General features: G+C 65.3%; 22 protein-coding genes, 1 tRNA gene and 1 other RNA gene. 12 read left to right on the top strand and 12 right to left on the bottom strand.

Annotated features, from left to right (window positions below):
- Positions 1-41: 41 nt before the first annotated feature.
- Entirely contained in the window at positions 42-428 is a 387-nt protein-coding gene (pcaC, locus tag XcyCFBP4188_RS18100) for a 4-carboxymuconolactone decarboxylase (protein WP_006449044.1), read from the top strand.
- 278 nt (positions 429-706) lie between these two features.
- Positions 707-1,633, top strand: a complete 927-nt coding sequence (locus XcyCFBP4188_RS18095; protein ID WP_104592566.1) for an alpha/beta hydrolase — start codon at positions 707-709, stop codon at positions 1,631-1,633.
- Between the two features lie 16 nt (positions 1,634-1,649).
- Here the strand turns inward: XcyCFBP4188_RS18095 and XcyCFBP4188_RS18090 are convergent, their stop codons facing one another.
- Positions 1,650-2,510 (bottom strand): IclR family transcriptional regulator domain-containing protein, encoded by an 861-nt coding sequence (locus tag XcyCFBP4188_RS18090; protein WP_055828399.1) that lies wholly within the window; start codon positions 2,508-2,510, stop codon positions 1,650-1,652.
- A 147-nt stretch (positions 2,511-2,657) separates the two neighbouring features.
- On the opposite strand from XcyCFBP4188_RS18090, the gene XcyCFBP4188_RS18085 reads away from it, so the two are divergent.
- From XcyCFBP4188_RS18085 to XcyCFBP4188_RS18080, 3 genes are all read left to right on the top strand, one after another.
- Positions 2,658-3,518 (top strand): PA4780 family RIO1-like protein kinase, encoded by an 861-nt coding sequence (locus XcyCFBP4188_RS18085; RefSeq protein WP_006451961.1) that lies wholly within the window; start codon positions 2,658-2,660, stop codon positions 3,516-3,518.
- A gap of 72 nt (positions 3,519-3,590) precedes the next feature.
- On the top strand, positions 3,591-3,830 hold the full coding sequence (locus XcyCFBP4188_RS22685) for a hypothetical protein (RefSeq protein WP_139051610.1): 240 nt from the start codon (positions 3,591-3,593) through the stop codon (positions 3,828-3,830).
- A gap of 45 nt (positions 3,831-3,875) precedes the next feature.
- Positions 3,876-4,847 carry an alpha/beta hydrolase gene (locus XcyCFBP4188_RS18080; RefSeq protein ID WP_006451962.1) on the top strand — a complete coding sequence of 324 codons (972 nt, stop codon included), beginning with the start codon at positions 3,876-3,878 and terminating at the stop codon, positions 4,845-4,847.
- Here the strand turns inward: XcyCFBP4188_RS18080 and XcyCFBP4188_RS18075 are convergent.
- The 3 genes from XcyCFBP4188_RS18075 to XcyCFBP4188_RS18060 form a co-directional block, all read right to left on the bottom strand.
- Positions 4,844-5,554 (bottom strand): DUF2490 domain-containing protein, encoded by a 711-nt coding sequence (locus tag XcyCFBP4188_RS18075; protein WP_080949638.1) that lies wholly within the window; start codon positions 5,552-5,554, stop codon positions 4,844-4,846. The genes XcyCFBP4188_RS18080 and XcyCFBP4188_RS18075 overlap by 4 nt on opposite strands.
- Before the next feature lie 444 nt (positions 5,555-5,998).
- A complete protein-coding gene (gene mnmG, locus XcyCFBP4188_RS18065) occupies positions 5,999-7,903 on the bottom strand; it encodes a tRNA uridine-5-carboxymethylaminomethyl(34) synthesis enzyme MnmG (protein ID WP_006451964.1) in 1,905 nt (634 codons plus the stop codon).
- 581 nt (positions 7,904-8,484) lie between these two features.
- Positions 8,485-8,967, bottom strand: a complete 483-nt coding sequence (locus XcyCFBP4188_RS18060) for a hypothetical protein (RefSeq protein WP_043910088.1) — start codon at positions 8,965-8,967, stop codon at positions 8,485-8,487.
- 156 nt (positions 8,968-9,123) lie between these two features.
- On the opposite strand from XcyCFBP4188_RS18060, the gene XcyCFBP4188_RS18055 reads away from it, so the two are divergent.
- The 3 genes from XcyCFBP4188_RS18055 (at position 9,124) to XcyCFBP4188_RS18045 (ending at position 11,184) form a co-directional block, all read left to right on the top strand.
- Complete coding sequence (locus tag XcyCFBP4188_RS18055) at positions 9,124-10,083, top strand: pyridoxal-phosphate dependent enzyme (protein WP_046931859.1); 960 nt, start codon at positions 9,124-9,126, stop codon at positions 10,081-10,083.
- Entirely contained in the window at positions 10,068-10,685 is a 618-nt protein-coding gene (locus XcyCFBP4188_RS18050; RefSeq protein ID WP_006451966.1) for a YdcF family protein, read from the top strand. The genes XcyCFBP4188_RS18055 and XcyCFBP4188_RS18050 overlap by 16 nt, the downstream gene beginning before the upstream one ends.
- A 79-nt stretch (positions 10,686-10,764) precedes the next feature.
- Positions 10,765-11,184 carry a nuclear transport factor 2 family protein gene (locus XcyCFBP4188_RS18045; RefSeq protein ID WP_006451967.1) on the top strand — a complete coding sequence of 140 codons (420 nt, stop codon included), beginning with the start codon at positions 10,765-10,767 and terminating at the stop codon, positions 11,182-11,184.
- Positions 11,185-11,401: 217 nt separating this feature from the next.
- Here the strand turns inward: XcyCFBP4188_RS18045 and lpxO are convergent, their stop codons facing one another.
- Positions 11,402-12,307, bottom strand: a complete 906-nt coding sequence (gene lpxO, locus XcyCFBP4188_RS18040) for a lipid A hydroxylase LpxO (RefSeq protein ID WP_006451968.1) — start codon at positions 12,305-12,307, stop codon at positions 11,402-11,404.
- A 96-nt stretch (positions 12,308-12,403) separates the two neighbouring features.
- Between lpxO and XcyCFBP4188_RS18035 the strand changes: the two genes are divergently transcribed.
- Positions 12,404-12,481, top strand: a non-coding RNA gene (locus XcyCFBP4188_RS18035) — sX9 sRNA.
- A 171-nt stretch (positions 12,482-12,652) separates the two neighbouring features.
- On the opposite strand, the gene bioC is transcribed toward XcyCFBP4188_RS18035, so the two are convergent.
- The 5 genes from bioC to bioB form a co-directional block, all read right to left on the bottom strand.
- A complete protein-coding gene (bioC, locus tag XcyCFBP4188_RS18030; protein ID WP_006451969.1) occupies positions 12,653-13,537 on the bottom strand; it encodes a malonyl-ACP O-methyltransferase BioC in 885 nt (294 codons plus the stop codon).
- 213 nt (positions 13,538-13,750) lie between these two features.
- Complete coding sequence (locus XcyCFBP4188_RS18025; RefSeq protein ID WP_006451970.1) at positions 13,751-14,533, bottom strand: SDR family oxidoreductase; 783 nt, start codon at positions 14,531-14,533, stop codon at positions 13,751-13,753.
- 44 nt (positions 14,534-14,577) lie between these two features.
- Positions 14,578-15,339, bottom strand: a complete 762-nt coding sequence (bioH, locus tag XcyCFBP4188_RS18020; protein WP_006451971.1) for a pimeloyl-ACP methyl ester esterase BioH — start codon at positions 15,337-15,339, stop codon at positions 14,578-14,580.
- A gap of 294 nt (positions 15,340-15,633) precedes the next feature.
- Positions 15,634-16,839, bottom strand: a complete 1,206-nt coding sequence (gene bioF / locus XcyCFBP4188_RS18015) for an 8-amino-7-oxononanoate synthase (protein WP_006452457.1) — start codon at positions 16,837-16,839, stop codon at positions 15,634-15,636.
- 97 nt (positions 16,840-16,936) lie between these two features.
- A complete protein-coding gene (gene bioB / locus XcyCFBP4188_RS18010) occupies positions 16,937-17,971 on the bottom strand; it encodes a biotin synthase BioB (RefSeq protein WP_104592564.1) in 1,035 nt (344 codons plus the stop codon).
- Between the two features lie 49 nt (positions 17,972-18,020).
- Between bioB and XcyCFBP4188_RS18005 the strand changes: the two genes are divergently transcribed.
- Complete coding sequence (locus XcyCFBP4188_RS18005) at positions 18,021-18,746, top strand: ComF family protein (RefSeq protein ID WP_006452455.1); 726 nt, start codon at positions 18,021-18,023, stop codon at positions 18,744-18,746.
- 267 nt (positions 18,747-19,013) lie between these two features.
- On the opposite strand, the gene ubiA is transcribed toward XcyCFBP4188_RS18005, so the two are convergent.
- The gene (gene ubiA / locus XcyCFBP4188_RS17995) at positions 19,014-19,919 is read right to left on the bottom strand and encodes a 4-hydroxybenzoate octaprenyltransferase (protein WP_046931860.1); all 906 of its coding nucleotides are present in this window, start codon (positions 19,917-19,919) and stop codon (positions 19,014-19,016) included.
- A 228-nt stretch (positions 19,920-20,147) separates the two neighbouring features.
- On the opposite strand from ubiA, the gene XcyCFBP4188_RS17990 reads away from it, so the two are divergent.
- Both XcyCFBP4188_RS17990 and XcyCFBP4188_RS17985 read left to right on the top strand, forming a co-directional pair.
- Positions 20,148-20,224, top strand: a tRNA-Arg gene (locus tag XcyCFBP4188_RS17990).
- Positions 20,225-20,387: 163 nt separating this feature from the next.
- Positions 20,388-21,572, top strand: coding sequence for a tyrosine-type recombinase/integrase (locus XcyCFBP4188_RS17985; RefSeq protein WP_104592579.1), 1,185 nt, complete (start codon positions 20,388-20,390; stop codon positions 21,570-21,572).
- Between the two features lie 246 nt (positions 21,573-21,818).
- On the opposite strand, the gene XcyCFBP4188_RS22930 is transcribed toward XcyCFBP4188_RS17985, so the two are convergent.
- Positions 21,819-22,669 (bottom strand): hypothetical protein (locus tag XcyCFBP4188_RS22930; protein WP_104592563.1); only part of this gene is annotated, 851 nt, incomplete at its 5' end.

Raw genomic sequence — 22,669 nt, 5'->3', positions numbered from 1 at the left:
TGCACGGCCGCTCCAACCATTCCCTAAGCAAGAGAGATCCAATGCACGAAGACGAGCGTTATCAGGCCGGCCTGCACGAGCGCCGGCGCGTTCTCGGCGATGCGCATGTCGACCGCTCGCTGGCCGCACGCACCGAGTTCACCGAAGAGTTTCAGGAACTGATCACCCGCTACGCCTGGGGCAGCATCTGGACCCGCGACGGCCTGCCGGCGCATACCCGCTCGCTGCTGACGCTGGCGATGATGGTGGCGCTGGGCCATGACGAAGAGTTCAAGCTGCACGTGCGCGCCGCGCGCAACAACGGCGTCACGCCCGATCAGATCAAGGAGGTGTTGTTGCAGGCGGCGGTCTATTGCGGCGTGCCGGCGGCCAATCACGCATTCGCGCTGGCCAAACCGATTCTCGAAGAACAGGCCGCCGAAGGCTGAGCCGCTCGCATCGCGTCAGACACTCTGACGAGCGACAAAGCGACAAAGCGACAAAGCGACCGAGCGAAGCCGAAACGGAAGACGCTGTGCATGCCGGCAGCGCAACCACGTGTGTGTGTCGTGCTCGAGGCGCGAGCAGCAAGAGCGGACAAAAAACGATTACGCAGCCGCCAGGTGGGCACGATAAGTGCCAGGAATCGGCATGTGCCACTCGCAACCCGCCAAGCATCGCAGGCAAGATGGCCGCTATCGGACATCACTTCCCAAAGGGATTACTCATGACCTTGCGCATCGCCTGCCTGCTGATGCTGCTGCTCGCCACCTGTGCGCTGCAGGCACAGCCGCATCCCGGACCGGGCACGCAGTTGTCGCAGGTTCGCGCCGACGATGGCCAGACGCTGGCGGTGTGGTCGCGCGTACCGGCACAACCGCGTGGCACGACCCTGCTGGTGCATGGACGCACCTGGAGTGCGCTGCCCAATTTCGACCTGCAGGTTCCCGGCGAAGCGCGCGATTCGCGCTCGGTGCTCGCGGCCTTGGCGCAGGCCGGGTATGCCGCCTACGCGGTGGACCTGCGCGGCTATGGCGGCAGTGCGCGCGATGGCAGCGGCTGGAACACACCGGCGCGCGCGGTGGCCGACGTCGCCGAGGTGCTGGCCTGGATCGCCCGCAAGCACGCGCACTTGCCGCCGCCGGCGCTGCTCGGTTATTCCAACGGCGCGCGGGTGGCGCTGCTGATCGGCCAGCAACACCCGCAGGCGCTGTCTGCGCTGGTGCTGTACGGCTTTCCGGACGATGTCGATGCAGCTCCCGATGCAACACCACCGTCCGCGCAGCCATTGCGCGCACGCACCACGGTCGAAGCAGCCGGCGAGGATTTCATCACCGCCAATGCCGCGCCCTCCGGCGTGCGTGCGGCCTACGCTGCGCAGGCGGTATCGGCCGACCCGGTGCGCACCGACTGGCGCGCGATGGAACAGTTCGCCTTCCAGCCCGAGCAGGTGGCAACGCTGCCGGTGCTGCTGCTGCGGGGCGTCGACGATCCCATTGCCACCCAGCCGGACAACGCCCACCTGTACGCACGCCTGCACAGCGAAGATCGCAGCTGGGTCACGCTGCCGCACGCCGACCATGTGGCGCATGTCGAAGACACGCATGCCGCCTGGGTGGATGCGGTGGTCGGCTTTCTGCGCCGGCCGCGCTGAGCGTGTTCGACAAGCCCTAACTCAACAACGCCCCCAACCGCTGCGCCGCCTGCTTCAGCGGTTCCAGCAGCTGCGTCTGCATCGTCTGCAGGCTCACGCGTCCGGCCTGCGCGCCGATGTTGAGCGCGGCGATCACCTCGCCGCGCAGGTTGCGCACCGGCACCGCGATCGAGCGCAGGCCGATCTCCAGTTCCTGATCGGTCAGGCACATGCCTTCGCGGCGCGTACGTGCCAGCAGCTCCAGCAGCGCCGATGCCTGCGTCACCGTGCGGTCGGTGCGCGGGCGCAGCGTGGTGCGCTCCAGATACGCCTGCAAGGTGTCGCCGGGCAGGGCGGCCAGCAGCACCCGGCCCATCGAGGTGCAGTAGGCCGGCAGGCGCGTGCCCGGGCGCAGCCCGATCGACATGATGCGCACCGTCTCGGCGCGCGCCACGTACAACAGGTCGTCGCCGTCCAGCACACCCAGCGAGCAGGATTCGTGCAACTGGTCACGCAAGCCATCCAGCACCGGCTGCGCTGCCGCGGTCATCGATGAAGAGGCCGCATATGCCCCGCCGATCCCCAACACGCGCGGCAGCAGCACATAGCCGCGGCCCTGCTCGCCGACATAGCCCAGCTTGGCCAGCGTATGCAGCACCCGCCGCACCGCTGCGCGCGAGATGCCGGTCTCCAGGCTGATCTGCGACATCGTCACCTCGCGCGCGTGCTGGGCGAACACGCTGAGTACCACCAGCCCGCGTCCCAGCGAGGTCATGAAGTCCGGGTCGCCCTGGGCAGCGGCGATCTGCTGCATCAACTCATGCGGCAGGCCGCGTTCGCTCCCGACTGCGGGCACGGCGGTGGGGCGTTTGCGTCGGCTGGCGGCGGGCTCGGGCATTGGGTCGCAGGTTGGACAGGTTCCCGCATGGTAAGCGCTCACGCCGATGCATGCCCTCGGTCGCAGCTTGTGCCTGGACATGTAATCGCTTCACCCTGCTTGCCGCATAATCGCTGCTGGTTTGTTCCGGATCGGTCCTCTTAGTCCATGAAAACCCCCAAGGGCCTGCAACCGCTGATCGACGACGGCATCATCGACGAAGTGTTGCGACCACTGAAGAGCGGCAAGGAAGCATCCGTCTATGTGGTCAGCACAGGCGCCGACATCCTGTGCGCGAAGGTCTACAAGGACATGGCGCAGCGCAGCTTCCAGGCGCGCGTGCAATACCAGGAGGGCCGCAAGGTGCGCGGCAGCCGCCAGGCGCGCGCGATGGGCAAGGCCACCAAGTTCGGCCGCCGCGAAGCCGAGACCGCGTGGAAGAACACCGAAGCCGAGGTGCTCTATCAGCTGATGGATGCCAGCGTGCATGTGCCCAAGCCGCGCGGCTATTTCCACGGCGTGCTGCTGATGGATCTGGTCACCGACGAAGCCGGCCACAGCGCGCCGCGGCTGGGCGAAGTGGAGCTGGAACCGGAGCAGGCGCGCGTGTTCCACACCAGCCTGATCGGCGATGTGGTCAAGATGCTGTCGCTGGGCCTGGTGCACGGCGATCTGTCCGAATACAACGTGCTGGTCTCGCCCGAGGGCCCGGTGTTGATCGACTTCCCCCAGGTGGTCAGCGCCGCCGGCAACAATGCCGCGCGCGACATGCTGCTGCGCGACGTGCACAACCTGCGCGATTGTCTGGGCCGTTTTGCGCCGGAGTTGCTGGAAACCTACTACGGCGAAGAGATGTGGGCGCTGTTCGAAAAGGGCGAGCTGCGCCCGGACAGCGTGCTGACCGGACGCTTCAAGTTCGACACCCACCGCGCCGACGTGCGCGCCATCCGTGCCTCGATCGAAGACGCACGCCAGGAAAATCTCATTCGTCAGCAAGGCCGCGAGGCGGCTGCGGAAGACGAAGATTAGCAAGCGGCTGTTGCGCCCTATGCGGCGCGATGCTGACAGCGGCGGGCATGGCGCTGCCAGCGTGCGTTGTTAATGGGCAACGTGTCGGTGCGCGCTGAGCGCGCCGATGCAAGCGCGTGCAGACGCGATGCGGCGCAGCAAAAAAAGCAGCTGACGCTGATTGCGTGGACTGTCGGACAAGCCCGCCAGGCACCGCTCTTGCTGCCGCATGCGAGGCCGGTCAAGGGTTTTGCAGCGCTGCGGCGTGCCTCAGGTAACCATCAGGCAACGCCATTGAAATTATTTATGAAATTTAATGGTGATTGTTCATAACTATCTGGCAGGCTCGTCCCTTGGTAGCCCCGTGGAGAGTCTGTCATGTCGTTTGATCCTGATGTCGTGCGCCTGTTTGCCCAGCTTCAACAATCCGGTCAACCGGCCATGGACACCCTGCCGATCGAAGGTGCGCGCGCGATGATGCGTGCGCTCGGCGCGCAGCTCGGCTTCCCGCGCGTGGAGATGGCGCAGGTACGCGATCTGCACGCCGACACCGCTACCGGCCCGGTGCGGTTGCGGTTGTATCGACCATCCGAGCTTGCCCCCGGCCCCGCCCCGACCTGCCTGTTCGTGCACGGCGGCGGCGGTGTGGTGGGCGATCTGGACTCCCATGACGACGTCTGCCGGCAACTGGCTGCGCGTGCCGGCTGTCAGCTGCTTGCGGTCGACTATCGTCTGGCGCCGGAACACCCCGCACCGGCCGGCGTGGAAGACGTGATTGCTACCCTGCAGTGGCTGGTGGCCCAGCCCCATGTGGTTGGTGCCGATGTGCAGCGCCTGGCCATTGCTGGCGACAGCATCGGCGGCGCCATGGCCGCAGTTGCAGCGCTGGCCGCGCGCGACGCCGGGATCGCGTTGCGCTGCCAGGTGTTGGTGTATCCGCTCACCGATGCACGCGAGGACACGGGCGTGTACCCGTCGCGATCGCACAATGCCGGACTGCCGCCGCTCACCGCAGAGGCGGTGCGCTTTTTCAATCGACATCTGTTGCCCGACCCCGCCATTGCACAGGACTGGCGCGTCTCGCCAATGCTGGTGCCGGATGTGGCCGGCGTTGCGCCCGCACTGGTCGTGGTGGGCGATCGCGACATGCTCTGCGACGAAGGACGCGCCTATGCCGAGCGGCTGCGTGCTGCCGGCGTGGAAGTCACCTTGCACAGCTTCCCCGGCATGATCCACGGTTTCATCAACATGGGCGGCGTACTGCGCGCCGCCGATGAGACGTTGGCGCTGGCGGCACTGGTGCTGCGCCAGCGTTTGCTGCCCGCCATCGGGCGGTGGGCGAGTGACTAGAAATTGAAGCGGAAGGTGGTCATCAGCACGTGGTTTTCGCGGTCCACTGCAGGCGTATTGACGAACTGATTCAGATACCCGACATCGACATTGGAGATGGCGTTGAACTTCCAGTTGATACCGACGAATACGCGGTTCTGGTCGAGACCGCGTCGCGCGCCCCACTCGGTCTGATCGAGATTGACGAACAGTTCGTTGAACGCCACCCACGACAATTGCGGCGACAACGCACTGGGGCGCACGGCCCGGATCATCTGGCGCACCCGGTAACCTTCATCGCTGAAACCTTCGCGGTGGCGCTGCTCCAGACGTGTGCGGCTGGTAATGGTGATATTGGCAATTGGATCGAACTGATATTGAAACTGCCCCCACCAGCGATTTTCGCGGTTGGAGGATTGCCCGGCCGGGTGGCTGATAATGGTGTCGTAGCCCATCCAGACACTGGCTTTGGGATTGAGCCGGTAAAACACGGCCGGGCGCAGAATCAGTTGGTCGAACTGCTCGCCTTCCTCGCGCCAGCGCGGATGGATATCCATGCTCCAGTACAGATTTTCGACCGGCAACTTGCCCTGGGCATACACACTTAACCAGTAACGGCCATCTTCTTCGGTACTGGCCATCGTCGGCGCGATGTTCGCCAGCATCAGCACTAAAAGCGCACAGGCACTGCGCACAGTTGCCTTCAACATCGCACTCGATCTGTTCATGAATTAGAAAGTCGTCATAGTTGATCGAGCATAGCAACTTCCCCCGTGCCGCTAGAGGCCGCCGGACGAGCGGCAAGCCTGCGCGCACCGGTGGCTTCGCACGTGGCGACATGGCATCGCATGCTGACATCTGTTGGCAACGTTTCGCGCGTCGGTTCAGTGAGGCGCTTGCACGCGCACCGGCGTGGGACACGCCGCAAGTACGTCCCTGTAGGCGCTTATGCGGCATCCCTGCCGCATAAGGTCCCACGCCGGCACGCGCGCAAGCACCACCGACTGTTGTCGGTGGCTGTGGGAGAAGTGACAGCTGGTTGATTGATCTAGCTGTACGCGAGACCTTCGCTGGCGACCGAGTGGCAGCGCGATGGATGACCGACGTCATCGTGGAATCCGTCGGAACACTTGCTTGCCGAGCAGCGACGTAATCGACTAACCACAAGCCCCTTACGCCACCTGGCTGCGCCGCGCGCGTTCCAGATGCACCAGCAGCAGCGAGATCGCCGCCGGCGTCATGCCGGCAATACGCTGCGCCTGGCCGATACTTTGCGGGCGCACGCGTTCGAGTTTCTGCTGCACTTCGATCGACAGGCCACGCACGCCGGCATAATCGAACCCTTCTGGAATCGGCGTGGTTTCGTGGCGTTGCTGACGCGCGATGTCGTCGCGTTGGCGGTCCAGATAACCGGCGTATTTGACGCTGATCTCGACCTGCTCGGCTACCTGCGTATCGTCCACGCCCGGGCCCAGTGTCGGCACACGCATCAATGCGGCGTAGTTGAGCTCCGGGCGCTTGATCAGATCCAGCACGTTGGTCTCGCGGCTCACCGCCACGCCCAGGGTCTGGGCCACTTCGCGGCCCAGCGCATTGCCCGGGGTTGCCCACAGTGCCTGCAGGCGCGCGCTTTCGCGCTGCACCGCTTCCTGCTTGGACGAAAATCGCGCCCAGCGCGCATCGTCGACCAGGCCCATCGCACGGCCCACGCCGGTCAGGCGCGCGTCGGCATTGTCTTCGCGCAATTGCAGCCGGTATTCGGCGCGGCTGGTGAACATGCGATACGGCTCGGTGGTGCCGTGGGTGATCAGATCGTCCACCAGCACGCCCAGGTACGCTTCATCGCGACGCGGCGACCACGCCGGCAAGGCCTGCACATGACGCGCGGCATTGAGGCCGGCCAGCAAACCTTGCGCTGCGGCTTCCTCGTAACCGGTGGTGCCGTTGATCTGCCCGGCGAAGAACAGCCCGCCCACCGCCTTGGTTTCCAGTGAGGCCTTGAGCCCGCGCGGGTCGAAGAAGTCGTACTCGATCGCATAGCCGGGGCGGGTGATATGCGCCTGCGCAAAGCCATGGATCGAGCGCACCAGCGCCAGCTGCACATCGAACGGCAGCGAGGTGGAGATGCCGTTGGGATAGATCTCGGTGACCTCCAGGCCTTCGGGCTCGACGAAGATCTGGTGGCTGGTCTTCTCGGCGAAGCGCACCACTTTGTCTTCGATCGACGGACAGTAACGCGGGCCGATGCCTTCGATCTGTCCCGAATACAGCGGCGAGCGATGCAGCGCGCTGCGGATGATGTCGTGAGTCTGTTCGGTGGTGTGAGTGATCCAGCAGCTGACCTGGCGCGGGTGATCGCTGCGCTGGCCCATGAACGACATCACCGGCAACGGATCGTCGCCCGGCTGTTCGGCCATCACGCTGTAGTCGAGCGTGCGCCCGTCGATACGCGGAGGGGTGCCGGTCTTGAGCCGGTCGATCGCGAACGGCCGCTCGCGCAGGCGCGCGGCCAGCGTGGTGGCCGGCGGGTCGCCCATGCGCCCGGCCGCGTACTGGGTCTCGCCAACATGGATCTTGCCGGCCAGGAAGGTGCCGGCCGTGAGCACCACTGCGGGCGCTTCGAAGCGCAGCCCGGTCTGGGTGATGACCCCGCGCACGCTGTCGCCTTCGGTTGCGCCGTTGTGGATGAGTAGATCGTCCACTGCTGCCTGGAACACGGTCAGGTTGGGCTGCGCCTCGACGATGCAGCGGATCGCATTGCGATACAGAGTGCGGTCGGCCTGGCAGCGGGTGGCGCGTACCGCCGGCCCCTTGGAGGCATTGAGGGTGCGCCACTGGATGCCGGCCAAGTCTGCCGCGCGCGCCATCGCCCCGCCCAGCGCGTCGATTTCCTTGACCAGATGGCCCTTGCCGATCCCGCCGATGGCCGGGTTGCAGCTCATCGCGCCCACCGTCTCGATGTTGTGGGTCAGCAGCAAGGTGCGGGCACCGGCGCGCGCGGAGGCCAGCGCGGCCTCGGTGCCGGCATGGCCGCCGCCGATCACGATGACGTCGTAGCGATAAAAGGATTCGGACATGGGCGTGGACTAGGAAGCGGAAGGAAGACAAGCGGCCGCAGAATTATCGGCTGAAGGGCGATTGAGGTCACTCAATCGATAAAAATGTGATGTTAATCACATTTTCGAACAGTGGCACTCAAGTTGGCATGTTCCGTGCGGATATCCCTAATGCACCCGTCGTGGCATTGCGACATGGGCGCAAGGCTGGAATTGGAACAGGGGCCAGCCGCGCGTGCGATGGGGTAGCGTAGGGGTCGGTAGTCGGGGGACTGCCGACCCTTATTTTTTTTTGCGGTTGGCACCGCTGCCGATGCGCTCTGCCAAGCTGATGCGGTCAAACGCTGTCAGGTTAAGCAGAAGGACAAACGCATAAAGCCCCGGCATGCCGGAGCTTTATGCATTGAAGGCGCCGATATCCGACAGGGCCGGAACAGGGGGGATCCAGATTTCCCTGTCGGACATCGACATAAGTCAGTCAGTGGAACGCGTCAGGTCAAAAAATGACGTGGCGGGTCACAGAGCACCTAGCTTGCAACCAAGTGCCGGCTGAACGCAAGCCCCCAATCTATCCATTTGTGGGCCGCGTCGCAGTCAGCAACTCAGGGGATCTGCTCACGGGTATTGCGGGGTGCGGTCTGCCGTTGAATCTGCCGAATCACCCCAGGCGGCGCACCGATGCGTGCCGGCGGCCGCGACGGCGGAGCGCCGGTTGCCGGTGGACGATTGGGCTGCTGCGGACGCGGGCCATTGGGGCGGGGGCCGTTCGGACGCGGGCCATTGTGGTACGAGCCGTTCGGGCGCGGCGGCCGGTATTGTGGGCGCCGATCGTTCTGCCGGTAGTAGTAGCCGCCACCGCCGCGATAGACCGGATACACCGGGTAGTCGTACAACCCGATCGAACCGGCGCCATAGGGGTTGCCGTACGGATTGCCGTAGAAATACGGCGAGTAACCAGGCGGGTAGCGATACTGTACGGCCGGAGCGCCACGGTAATAGCCGCCCGACCCACCGCCGGTGTAGTCGTAAGTCGCGCAGCCGCTCAGAGCCAGTAGCCCGGCGGCGAAGATCAGACGGAATTTCATGGATGGTGCCCTCCTGCAACCATGGTCCCACTTTCGAACCGATGCATTGAATCGGTCCTTAACTGTGTCGCTATGTGGCGCTTTTTCATCGATCCAGCATGCGCGGGAATTGTGCGCGCAACCGTGAAGAGTGGGGGATACGTTAATCTTGCAGGCATGATCGAGACGGTTTCTCTTGCCCATTCCGACGTCCTGCAAGCCGCTGCGCGCATCGCGCCGCAGTGCGCGCCGACACCGTTGCTGACCTCGCACAGCCTGGATGCGCTCTGCGGCGCGCAGCTGTTCTTCAAGGCCGAACATCTGCAGCGCAGCGGTGCGTTCAAGTTCCGTGGCGCCTGCAATGCGGTGTGGTCGTTGCCCGAGGAGCTGGCCGCGCGCGGCGTGGTCACGCATTCGTCCGGCAACCACGGCGCCGCCTTGGCGCTGGCCGCGCGCACCCGTGGCATCGGTTGCCATGTAGTGGTGCCGGAGGGTGCGGTGGCCGCCAAGTTGGCCAATATTTCCCGGCACGGCGCCACGCTGTGGCGCTGCGCGCCGACTATCGCCGCGCGCGAGCAGCTGTGCGCGGAAGTGCAGGCCAGCAGCGGCGCGACGCTGGTCCATCCCTACACCGACCCGGCCGTGATCGCCGGACAGGGCACCGCCACGCTGGAGCTGTTGCACCAGAGCGGCGGGCTGGACGTGTTGGTGGCGCCGGTCGGCGGCGGCGGGCTGGCTGCCGGTGCGGCCTTGGCGCTGCAGGCCGCGCCGGGTTGCGCACTGGTGCTGGCCGAGCCCAGCGGCGCGGCCGACACCGCGCGCTCGCTGGCGGCAGGCGAGCGCCTGGTCGATTTTGTCCCCGACACCATTTGCGACGGCTTGCGCGGCACCCTGGGGGCGCCGAATTTCGCGCTGTTGCAGGCGGCCGGCGCGCAGGTGATCACCGTGGACGATGCCGCGGTGGTGCAGGCGATGCGGCTGATCTGGCAGATCCTCAAACAAGTCGTGGAGCCGTCCTCGGCGATTGCGCTGGCTGCGGTGCTGGGCGACCCGGCGCGCTTTGCCGGGCGCCGTGTGGGGCTGATCCTGTCCGGCGGCAATGTCGATCTGGACGCGCTGCCATGGGCCGCGGCGTGAGCAGGCGCTCGCGCGGGCTCGGCCTGTGGGGCTGGGGCTGGCGGTTGTGCATGCTGGCGGCGATCTGGCTGGTGGGCGTGGCGGGCTGGATCGTGTGGATCGGCGACCGCGACCAGGCCGCGCCGGCCGATGTGATCATCGTGCTGGGCGCGGCCGCCTACGACGCGCGGCCTTCGCCGGTGTTCGAAGAGCGCATCCGGCATGCGCTGGATCTCTACGCGCAGGGCTATGCGCCGCGGCTGTTGTTCACCGGCGGCTTCGGCAATGGCGCACGCTTTGCCGAGTCGCAGGTCGCTCGGCGCTATGCGCTGCGTCACGGCATCCCGCCGGAAGCGATCGTGATCGAAACCGAATCACGCACCACCCGGCAGAACCTGCAGCAGGCGCGCGCGCTGATGGAGCGTCACGGCATGCACCGGGCCATCATCGTCAGCGACCCGCTGCACATGGCGCGCGCGCTGCGGCTGAGCCAGGAGCTGGGCGTGGATGCGCTGGCCTCGTCCACCCCCAGCACGCGCTTTCGCAGCTTCCACACCAGCTGGCGCTTCCTGCTGCAGGAGGTCTATTACTTCCACCGCGACCTGGTGGTGCAGGGCGCCTGATGCCGGCTCTGCAGCGCGCGATGACGTTGCAGTGCAAGACGCGCTCTATGATGCGGCTTTCCCAGCGGCAGGTTCGAGCATGAGCGAGAGCAATCGGCAACGCGCCACCGGCCTGGTCCAGGCCTACTACGAAGCATTCAACCGCGGCGAGTGGGACGCCATGTTGGCGTTCCTGGCCGACGACGTTGCGCATGACCTCAATCAGGGGCCGCGCGAGATCGGCCGGGCGGAATTCGCCGCCTTCCTGCAGCGCATGAACGACAGTTACCGCGAGCAGTTGCGCGACATCGTGATCACCGCCAACGACGACGGCACCCGGGTCGGCGCCGAGTACGTGGTGCACGGGGTCTACCACACCACCGACGAAGGCCTGCCGGAGGCCAACGGGCAGACCTACGTGCTGCCGGGGGGTGCGTTCTTCGATGTGCGCGACGGCAAGATCACCCGCGTCACCAACTACTACAACCTGCAGGAATGGATCGCGCAGGTCTCGCGCTGATTGCATCGACCGGCACGGGCTAGACCTGCGTAGGAGCGCACCTGGGCGAGATGAGGCGCTACCGGGAATGCCTGGTCGCGCCCGGGTGCGCTCCTACGTGGTTGGTGCGGTAGTGCGGCCGGACCTATGCCTATGTAGGAGCGCGCTTGCGCGCGATGAGGCGTTACCGGCGATGCGGGTCGCGCCCAGGTGCGCTCCTACGCGGTCGGTCTTGGCGCTACAGCAACACGATGCCGACCACTACCAGCAAAAAGATGCCCCACTTGAGGATCTGGTACAGCGGGTTGTTGCGTTCCTTCAGCGCCTTGGCCTTCAGGCGGCCGGCGTAGAAATAGCGGAACACGCGGTTGATGCCGCCGGTCTTGTCGCCTTCCTGATTGGGCGAGGCACCGGCCGAAAGCAGGCTGCGGCCGACGAAGCGGTTCACCGCCGCCGCCCAGCGCCAGCGCATCGGGCGCTCGATATCGCAGAACAGGATGATGCGGTCCTGGTCGGTGTCGTTGCGCGCGTAGTGGATGTAGGTTTCGTCGAACATGGTCCATTCGCCATCGCGCCAGCTGTGACGCTGGCCATCGACGTCGATGAAGCAGCGATCGTCGTTAGGCGTGGCCAGGCCCAGATGCAGACGCATGGACCCGGCGAACGGGTCACGGTGCGGGCGCAGTTCGCTGCCCGGCGGCAACTCGGCGAACATCGCCGCTTTCACCGTGGGGATGGACTTCAGCAAGGCGGTGGTCTGCGGGCACAGTTCGGACGCCGACGGGTGCGCGGTGCCGTACCACTTCAGATAGAAGCGCTTCCAGCCACGGCGAAAAAACGAGTTGAAGCCGATGTCGGTGTAGCCGTCGGCCGCGCGGATCTTCTGCATCTGCTGCAGGGCCACCGCTTCGTCGCGGATCAGCGACCAGTTGGCGCGCAACGGTGCCAGCTCAGGGAATTCCTTGCCCGGGTCGATGAAGGGCGTGGTCGGTACCCGCGAACACAGATACATCAGCGTGTTGATCGGTGCCATGAAGGTGGAATGGTCCAGCAACTGCCGGCTGAGCCGGTGCCGCACGCGACCGCGGTAATGGATGTACAGCGCCGATGCGATGAACAGCGCGATGATGAGCCACTTCAACATGGAGAAGGCCAATTAGGGAGCGGGGTGCCGCAAACGCAAGAGCGGGGATCAAAACGACGATGCAGCAGCCGGGCGCCGCCGGTGCTCGGAACCTGCATGTACTGCACACGTACACACCGGTTCCTCCGCGCCGTCTGCACGCACCCGACGACTGCTTGCCACGTTTTGCCAGCCACTCTGGTTGGAGCGTTGAACAAGGTGAGCCGTCACAGGAACATGCGGCCGTTAACGACTGAATTCTACCGGGTGTCGCCGCCGAGCCTGACAGGTCGGCATTGGCATCGGCCCAAGATTGTGTGTCTCACCGGCAGCAGCTGCATTGCGGCCAGCGATCTGTACCGCCGCTCAGTCGATGCGGCGGCGGATCGGGATCGAGGCCAACGGTACGCTGGCGATGTCGTGCCCTTGTTCGCGGATGGGCGCGCCCGGTGCCGGTGCCCAGGCGTGCGCGTAGATCACTTCCCAGGAGCTGGGCAAGGTGCCGTCGGGCCGCCGTAACGACTCGTACGCGGCGCTGGCGGCGGCGAAGCGGCCGCGTCCGGTCAGGGTGGCGCGGCGATCGCTGAGCGCGTTGGTGGCGCCCATCGCCCGCAATTCGCGCATCAGGGCGGGCAGGTCGCTGTAGGTCAGCGTGAACAGGTCGCGGTCCAGCACCGGGTCGCGGAAGCCGGACATCAACAAGGCATCGCCGAACTGCGCGATCGGAGGGAAGCGGCTGACGTGCGGGGCCGGGTCGGCCTGGGCGAAGGCTTCGCGCAGTTCGATCAGCGTTTCCGGGCCGAAGGTGGAGCACAGCAACAGCCCGCCCGGTCGCAGCGCGCGGCGGAAGCCGGCGAACACCGCCGGCAGGTCTTCCACCCATTGCAGGCACAGATTGCTGAAGATCACATCCACGCTGCCGTCGGCCACCGGCAAGGCGCGCGCATCGGCGCAGACCTGTGCGAACGGTTTCCACCAGCCCGCGGCCTTGCGCGCCTGGCGCAGCATCGGCATGGCCTGATCCAGGGCGATCACCTGCGCCTTGGGCCAGCGTTTCTTGATCGCGCCGCTGGCATGGCCGGGGCCGGCGCCGACATCCAGCACCACCTTGGGCAACTGGTCGTCAAAGTAGTCGAGCGATTCGAGCAGGCGCGTCTCTGCTTCGCGCTGCAGTGCGGCGGCGGCGGCATAGCTGCTGGCGGCACGCGCAAAGGCGCGCCGGACGTGGCGGGGGTCGAAGGTACTGTTCATTGCGGGGCTATTGTCGCCGCTGCGCGCGGCGGAGGGAATCGATGTGTGGTGTGGCGTGGCAATCGGCCTGGAGAGCTCTGCAAGCGGTCGCTCTGCCAGCGACTGCGTGGCGACCGCAACGGACCGGCACTGTGTTTCGACAAGCCGGGTCGTGGCCGAAAACAACCGCGACGTCCGCTGCGGTCGCCACAACTTCCGCATGGCCAACGCGCTCTAGAACGTGCCCGGGTAGCTGCCGCCGTCGATCAGCAGGTTCTGCCCGGTGATGTAGCCGGCCTGCGCGCCGCACAGGAATGCGCAGGCCGCGCCGAATTCGTCCGGCTCGCCGAAGCGCCCGGCCGGGATGCCCGCGCGCTTGCGCTCGGCGACGTCCTCGGCGGTGCCGCCTTGCTGTTGCGCGATCGCGGCGAAGTTGCCGCGCAGCCGGTCGGTGGCGAACTGGCCGGGCAGCAGATTGTTGATGGTGACGTTATCGGCGACCGTGCTGCGCGCCAGCCCGGCGACGAAGCCGGTGAGGCCGGCACGCGCGCCGTTGGACAGGCCCAGGATGTCGATCGGCGCCTTCACTGCGCTGGAGGTGATGTTGACGATGCGGCCGAAGCGCCGTGCGCGCATTGCATCGACGCTGGCGCGGATCAGTTCGATCGGCGCCAGCATGTTGGCATCCAGTGCGCGCAACCAGTCCTCGCGCTCCCACTGCCGAAAATCGCCTGGCGGCGGGCCGCCGGCGTTGTTGATCAGGATGTCGACCTGCGGGCAAGCGGCAAGCGCATCGGTGCGTCCTTGCGGCGTGGCGATATCGGCCACCACGCTGCGCACCTCGCCGGCACCTGGCAGTGCGCGCAACGCATCGGCGGCCTGCGTCAAGGCATCGCGGCCGCGCGCGACGATCACCACGTTGACGCCTTCGCTGGCGAGCGCGTGTGCGCAGCCCAGCCCCAAGCCTTTGCTGGCGGCGCAGACCAGTGCCCAACGTCCGGCGATGCCCAAGTCCATGCGCTGCTCCCTCGATCAGTGAGTTGGCATGATCGGCGATCCGCTCACGGCACGGACGCAACGAAGCGTTGCAGCGCCTCGCTCACTTGATCGGCGTGGCCGAGAAATGGCGCGTGTCCGCCGCCGGCGATGGTGAGTGCTTGCGCGTGCGGGGCCAGCGCCGCAGCCGCGTGCATGCCGGCTGCCGGAACCAGGCGATCGCGTTGGCCGGCAATCCACAGGCTGGGGCGGGCCAAGTGCGGCAGCGCGCGGCGCAGGTCGGTGCGTTCCAGCAGGCTCAGGCCTTGTTGCAAGGCGTCGGCGGCTGGCTCGCCGCGCGCAACCAGCGTCTCGCGCAGGCTGCGCAGCTCGGCGCGGGCATGCGCCGAGCCCAGCGTGTCCAGCGCCAGAAAGCGCTCCAGGGTGCCGCGATAATCGCGCGACAAGTCCTGGCCGAATTGCGCGAACACCTCGCGTTCGACCGCGTCGCTCCAATCGGAGCCTTTCACGAAGCGCGGCGTGGCCGCGATCATCGCCAGCCCGCGTACCTGCGGTTGGGTGGCGGCGGCATGCAGCGCGAACAAGCCGCCCAACGACCAGCCGATCCACACTGCCGGCGGCGTTGCCGCAGCGATTGCGGCGACCACGTACGGCAGCGCCAATGGCGTGCTGTCGTCGCGGCTGAAACCGTGCCCGGGCAGATCTACCAGATGCAGTTGATAGTGCGGCGCCAGTCGCTCCACCAGTGGCGCAAACACGCCGCCGTGCAGCGCCCAACCGTGCAGAAGAACCAGCGCAGGCCCGTGGCCGATGACGTCGATATGCATGCGCGCATTGTCGCCGATCGGCACGGATCGGCGTGCACAGATCCGCGCGGGAGGAGCGGTGAGTCTTGAGTCGGTGCATGAAGCTTGCGCGTGGCGCATTGATCCTGGGTGCGAGCCAGTACGTGCGCGCATGTCCGCGCCAGCACCAGCACCAGCACCAGCACCAGTGATCCAGCATGTGTCAGCTCGGCGTGGACTGCGTGCTCAGTGCTGCAATGGTTAGGCGGTCCATGCTACTAGCTCGAGCACCGGTTGCGCGGTCCCGCTAATGTGCCGCCGTTTCGATCGCCGCCCTCAGGCGGAGGCGCGCAGCGGTTGCCGGCTCACCACATCGCGGGCCTGCACCAGGGCTTCGATCAACGTCTGCACCTGTTGTGGCGTGTGCAATGCAGATAGGGTGATGCGCAAGCGCGCCTTGCCTTCGGGCACGGTGGGCGGGCGGATCGCACCGATCAGAAAGCCGGCCTGTTCCAGCGCAGCGGACATCGCCATCACCGTGGATTCTTCGCCGCACAGCAAGGGCTGGATCGGTGTATCGGAGGCCATCAGTTCGAAGCCATACCGGCGCGCGCCATCGCGAAAACTGCCGATCAATTCGGTCAGCCGCGCCCGCCGCCAGTCGTCGCGCCGCGCCAGGCGCACGGCCGCCAGGGTCGCGGCGACCTGTGCCGGCGGCAGCGCGGTGGTGTAGATGTACGGGCGCGCGGTTTCGGCCAGATGGCGCACCAGCGCTTCGTCGCCGACCACCACCGCGCCATAGCCACCGAGCGCCTTGCCCAGGGTCACCAATTGCAGCGGGACTTCGGCCACGCCAAGCCCCGCATCGGCAACGCAACCGCGCCCTTGCGGGCCGAGCACGCCCACGCCATGCGCATCGTCGACGTAGAACAGCGCTTCCTGCATGCGCGCGACCAGACTCAATGCACGCAGCGGCGCAACGTCACCATCCATGCTGAAAACGCCATCGCTGGCCAGCATCGCCGCGCCCTCGGGTGCGCCCTTGAGCTGACGCATCGCACCTTCCACATCCAGATGCGGATACCGCCGCAGCCGGCAGCCGGCCAGGCGTGTGGCATCGAGCAGGCTGGCGTGATTGAGCCGGTCCTGCACGCAGACATCGTCTTCTTCGCTGAGCAAGGCCTGCTGTACCGCCAGATTGGCGATGAAGCCGCTGCCGAACAACAGCGCCGAGGGATAGCCGAGCCAGTCGGCGATCTCGCGTTCGAGCGTTTCATGCGCGGTGTGGTGGCCGCAGATCAGATGCGAGGCGGTGGCGCCGGCACCATCGCGCGCGGCGGCGTCCTGCAACGCGGCGACCACTTCGAACTGCTGCGACAGACCCAGATAGTCGTTGGAGCAAAAACCGGTCAGCCAGCGGCCATCGATTTCCAGACGCACGCCATCGCGGCGGCCCACCTGGCGCCGCACCCGGACCCGTTCCTGGGCCACACGCAACTTGCGCAGCGACGAAATCCGTTCGTGCAGATCGGGGCGAGCCATGGAGTCGTTCAACGGCGGGAAGGGCCGCTAGCGTAGCGTGCGCAGCTCAGCGCGCCCAGCCGGCACCGACGATCGGTGCCGGGCGAAGGATTTCCGGTTACGCGGCGTGTTCGCAGGCCGCGTCGCGGGTGATGTCCGCATGCACGGTGCCGGGGTGGTCGTGGTCGGCGGCGTCGACGGTGATCTGCATCGGGCGCAGGCCCAGACGCTGAAACAGGGCCTGGTCGCGTTCGGTATCCGGGTTGCCGGTGGTCAGCAGTTTTTCGCCGTAGAAGATCGAATTGGCACCGGCCAGGAAACACAGCGCCTGCAGTTCGTCGCTCATCGCTTCGCGGCCTGCAGACAGGCGCACCATCGACTTGGGCATGGCGATGCGGGCGACCGCGATCATGCGCACGAACTCGAACGGGTCCAGTTGCTGGGTGCCATGCAACGGCGTGCCGGCGACCTGCACTAGTTGGTTGATCGGCACCGAATCCGGATGCGACGGCAGCGTGGCCAGCGCCAGCAGCAAGCCGACGCGGTGCTCGCGGGTTTCGCCCATGCCGACGATGCCGCCGCAGCAGGTCTTCAGGCCCACATCGCGCACGTGCTCCAGGGTGTTCAGGCGGTCCTGGTACTGGCGGGTGTGGATGATGGAATCGTAGTAATCCGGCGCGGTGTCCAGATTGTGGTTGTAGTAGTCCAGCCCGGCGTCCTTGAGCGCGCGCGCCTGGCCGGCGTCGAGCATGCCGAGCGTGGCGCAGGTCTCCAGGCCCATTGCTTTGACCTCGCGGATCATCGCCGCGACCTTGGGGATGTCGCGCTCCTTGGGCGAGCGCCAGGCCGCGCCCATGCAGAAGCGCGAGGCGCCGGCGGCCTTGGCCTGCCGCGCCTTGGCGACGACTTCTTCGGTCTCCATCAGCTTCTGCGCGGTCACGCCGGTGTCGTAGCGCTGCGCCTGCGGGCAGTACGCGCAGTCTTCCGGGCAGCCGCCGGTCTTGACCGACAACAGCGTGGAGACCTGTACTTCCGCCGGATCGAAGTGTTCGCGATGCACGCTGGCGGCGCGGTGCAGCAGCTCCGGAAACGGCAGATCGAACAGCGCCTGCAGCTCTTTGCGATCCCAGTCATGGCGTACGACAACAGACATCGGGGTTTCCTGACAGTCAGCGGCTTGGAAGGCAGGCAGTCTGGTGAGCATGCAAGAGGCTGTCAACTTCGATGGGGTGCGCTCGGTTTACAGGTGGCCGCAACGGGTGTTGCGGTTGCTGCTGCCGAGCGTGTGCCTGGTCTGTGCAGAGGCCGGCACTGCCGATTGCGATCTGTGCCCGGCATGCCGCGCCGCCCTGCCGGATCACGGCCACGCCTGCCTGTGTTGCGCGACGCAGTTATATGTTTCCGATGGGGCGCTGCGATGCGGACACTGCCTGCAGCACCCGCCACCGCTGCAGCGCGTGCATGCGTGCTTCACCTATCGCTGGCCGGTGGATGGCTTGCTGCGGCGTTTCAAGTTTCATCAGGATCTACCGGCCGGGCGCTTGCTCAGTGAGTTGATGGCCAAGCGCTGTGCGGACTTGCCGCGCCCACAGGCGCTGGTGCCGGTGAGCCTGCATCGGCAGCGCCTGCGCCAGCGCGGCTACGACCAGGCGTTGGAGCTGGCCAAACCGATTGGCCGCGTGCTGCGGTTGCCCTGCCTGCCGTTATTGCGCCGCGTGCGGGAGACCGCACCGCAATCGGAGCTGGATGCGGACGAACGCCAACGCAATGTGCGGGATGCGTTCGTGGCGCGCGGCGTGTTGCCAGCGCATGTGGCGTTGGTGGACGACGTGATGACGACCGGTGCCACGCTGCATGCGGCGGCGCAGGCCTTGCGGCGCGCGGGTGTGCAGCGGGTGGATGCGTGGGTATGCGCGCGGGTGCCGTGAGGCTTGGCTTACGCGTTGTAGCCTGCACCGTGAGGCTTCGCCCGCACTGTTTGATGCGACTGGTCATCAAGTCGCGAGCCCACCTAAGTCATGAAAATGACCTGCCGAAGCGACAGCGTGACCGGGGATTGGCGGAGAGCGGCACAGGGATGTGCCGCGGCGGCGAGTCAGACAGGATGTCTGACCGAGCCGAGTAGCCGATTCCCGGTCGCGCTGTCGCCTCCCACCGAAGCAGGCACCTGACAAGTGGCGCCAAGCCGTTTCGCGTCAGCGCAATGCCAGCGCCGCGGCGATGCCGACGAAGATCGCCAGGCCTACCCAGTTGTTGTGCAGGAAGGCGCGGAAGCAGGGGCCGCGTTCGCGGTGGCGGGCGATGCGGAATTCGTAGGCCACCAGCAGCGCGGCGATGCCCAGCCCGGCCCAGTAAGCGGTAGCGAGTCCGGCACGTAGGCCCACCAGCACCAGGGCCGCGAACATCAATGCATACAGCACGCCTTGTGCAACCAGATCGAACTCGCCGAACAGGATGGCGGTCGACTTGCTGCCGATGCGGATGTCGTCTTCGCGGTCGACCATGGCGTACCAGGTGTCGTATGCGGTGGCCCACAGAATGTTGGCCGCGTACAGCAGCCAGGCCAGCAGTGGCACGCTGCCTTGCACTGCAGCGAAGGCCATCGGGATGCCCCAGCCGAAGGCCATGCCCAGATAGACCTGGGGCAGGTGGGTGTGGCGCTTGAGATAGGGATAGCTGGCGGCCAGGAACACGCCGGGCACGCTCAGCGCCACGGTCAGCCAGTTGAGCGTGAGCACCAGCGCGAACGCCACCAGCATCAGCACCACGAACACCCACAGCGCCTCGCGCCCGGATACCGCACCGGTGGCCAGCGGACGCGACTTGGTGCGCTCCACGTGCGGGTCCAGCCAGCGGTCGGCGTAGTCGTTGATCACGCAACCGGCCGAGCGGGTCAGCCAGACCCCGGCGGTGAACACGCACAGCGTCCATAACGGCGGCAGGCCATCGGCAGCCAGCCACAGCGCCCACCAGGTGGGCCACAGCAGCAACAGGCTGCCGATCGGGCGATCGCCGCGGATCAACTTCCAGTACTGGCCCAGTCGCTGCGGCCAGGTCAGCGCGGCCGCAACGGGCACGTGTTCGACACCATGCTTGCTCATACCGCAAAGGGTAGCAGCGCGGCTTGGATGCGGTCATGCGCTGGCCGGTGGTCGAGCCCTGCCGCCGATGCGCGCCGTGCGTGGCGCGGCCATGAGCCAATGGTCTGGGCGAAGATGGGCCGGCATGGCCGCTGGCCGGGCCAGCGCCGCGTGCTCCGGCCGTTTCCCACTGGCTGGACCCCTCCAGGCCGTCACCTGGGCGCCTGTTCTGGCATAATGCGCGGCCAGGCGCTCGTAGCTCAGCCGGATAGAGTAGTGGCTTCCGAAGCCATTGGTCGGGGGTTCGAATCCCTCCGGGCGCACCAGATGAACCCTCCAGGGACATCCAAGAAAGTCCAGAACCCCTGAGAAATCAGGGGTTTTTTGTTGTCTGAAGGTCCTGCTAGGTCCGCCATGATCCATTGAAATCCAGGCTGATCGGGGGCATAAATGGGGGCATCAGCCCCCAGCACGGATACGGATGCCCCCATGCCCCTAAGTGATGCTGCAATACGTAGTGCAAAGCCCGCTATCAAGCCGGTGAGGCTGTTCGATGGCGGCGGCCTGTACGTCGAGATCTCACCGAAAGGCGCCAAGCTCTGGCGATGGAAGTATCGATTCGGCGGAAAGGAGAAACGCTTGGCACTAGGGGTCTACCCAGAGGTCAGCCTGGCAGAGGCGCGAGCGCAGCATCTGGAGGCACGGAAAGTCATTCGGTCAGGCATCGACCCAGGGGAGAAGAGAAGGCTCGACAGGCTGGTTGGCGTTGACCGGTCCCAGCTCAGCTTTGCGGTTGTCGCTGCGGAGCTTCTGGAGCTACATGCCAAGAAGAATTCCGCCCTGACGATGAAGCGCAATGGCAGGATCGTCGAAAAGGACCTCAACCCCTACCTCGGTCATAGGCCTATCGCTGAGATATCTGCACCGGAACTTCTGGCGGTTCTGCGCAAGATAGAAATGCGTGGTGCCATCGAGACGGCACATCGCGCTCGAAGTATTGCCAGCATGGTGTTTCGCTACGCCATCACCGTGGGCAAGGCTGAGCGCGACCCGGCCTCCGATCTTTTTGGCGCGCTAGAGACCCCAAAGGTGCAAAATTTCGCCAGTTTGACCGAGCCGACTGCCGTGGCGCCCCTGCTACGGGCCTTGTGGGGATACGAAGGAAGCCCGGTTGTATGCGCCGCTCTCAAGCTTGCGCCCCTGGTCTTCGCGCGACCTGGCGAATTGCGAACCGCCAAATGGAAAAATATCGATCTTGCTGCAAGAGAGTGGCGGTACGTCGCGTCCAAGACAGGTACTCCACATATTGTCCCGCTTGCCTCGCAAGCAGTCGAAATCCTTCGTGAGCTTCAGCCTATTACCAGGAGCAGCGAGTTCGTATTTCCTAGCCTTCATGGAAAAGGCAGGCCGATGAGCGATAACACTATTAATTCCGCCCTGAGGCGGATGGGGTTCGACTCAAAGACGATGACTGGTCACGGGTTTCGCGCAATGGCTCGTACGATCTTGGATGAGGTGCTTGGCTTCCGCCCCGACTACATCGAACATCAGCTCGCACACGCTGTGCGTGACCCAAATGGCAGGGCATACAACCGCACAGCTCATCTCACCGAGCGCCGAAAGATGATGCAGGCTTGGGCTGACTATCTAGAAGGTTTACGGACACAGAAGTAGGCAGCTTTACTATGAGGTAGGTGGGCGATACCCGCATATGTCGCTGACCTATGCCCATGCTCACTGATACCTGATCGATGAGTAAGCAGCGCATGGCCCGACACGAGAGCTGTCGTTCGAAGAATCTGCCGCAAGCTACCTCCAGCTGGCCGATGTAGCGGATGGCCTGCACTATTCAGGCCAGCAATGCAAGACTGCGCGGGCGCCGCCCGTATTCCAAGACCACAGATCCGCGGCAACGAGGTGTCAGCCCTTCTTGCTCTTAGTGCGTCTGAGGCTCCTTGCGGCTACGAGTTCGCGTGCAAAATCTTTGCTGACAATCCTTACGGTTTTATCCGAACGCTTCATGTCGGACTGCATAAGTCCGTCAACTGTGAACCCGAAATCACTACGCCCGCCCGATAACTCGTACATGTGATCCGATACGGCAGCAATGGAACACGAAATTTGACGAAGACCTTCAGTGGTTGTCGCACTCCATGCAAGTTTCGGCGAGTACCGAAGAGTGGCGTGACAGGTCGCAAGCTTCAGCAGCGCAGCGGCCATAGTTGATTTGTCCGCACCCAGTTCCTCTCTGGACAGCGCGTACCAACTCCACTCGTCAACGATCTCTCCTGTCAGCGAGTTCTTAAGCTCCTTGAACACCTCGTGCTGGCAGCTTTCAGAAAAGTGATGGACCGTTTCCGCATCTGTGAAAACGCGCATGCCTTTGCCCATTGACTCGCTATTTGCAGCACGAGTCACTGCATCACCAACAACAAACGCGCCGAGAGATTGGTTGAGCTTGTTAGGCTCATGAATATCGCCATACGCTAGGCCGCCCCTGCAAAGAAGACCCCTCGAAGCTGCCTCTCTCATCAGAAACTTCCCAGCCTTGGAGACTGTCTTGGCGTCTGACGACCAAAGAAAAGCGCAGTCAGACAACTGCGCAACCCTGATCTTCGCGTATTTCTTCTTCGTCTCCGCAAGGACACGCCGAAAATCTAGGATGATCTTTGTGGCAAGGATCTGATTAGAGCGTGTTATGAACTTTGAAATAGAGCGGCTGCATTTCCAAGCATCAGGATCGTGAAGACGACAAAGTGCAAACCGGCCAA

It is taken from the genome of Xanthomonas hortorum pv. cynarae (assembly GCF_002939985.1).
Lineage (GTDB): Bacteria > Pseudomonadota > Gammaproteobacteria > Xanthomonadales > Xanthomonadaceae > Xanthomonas > Xanthomonas hortorum_D.
Note: the sequence above shows the minus strand (reverse complement) of the source record. Positions and strands in the feature narration are given on the sequence as shown.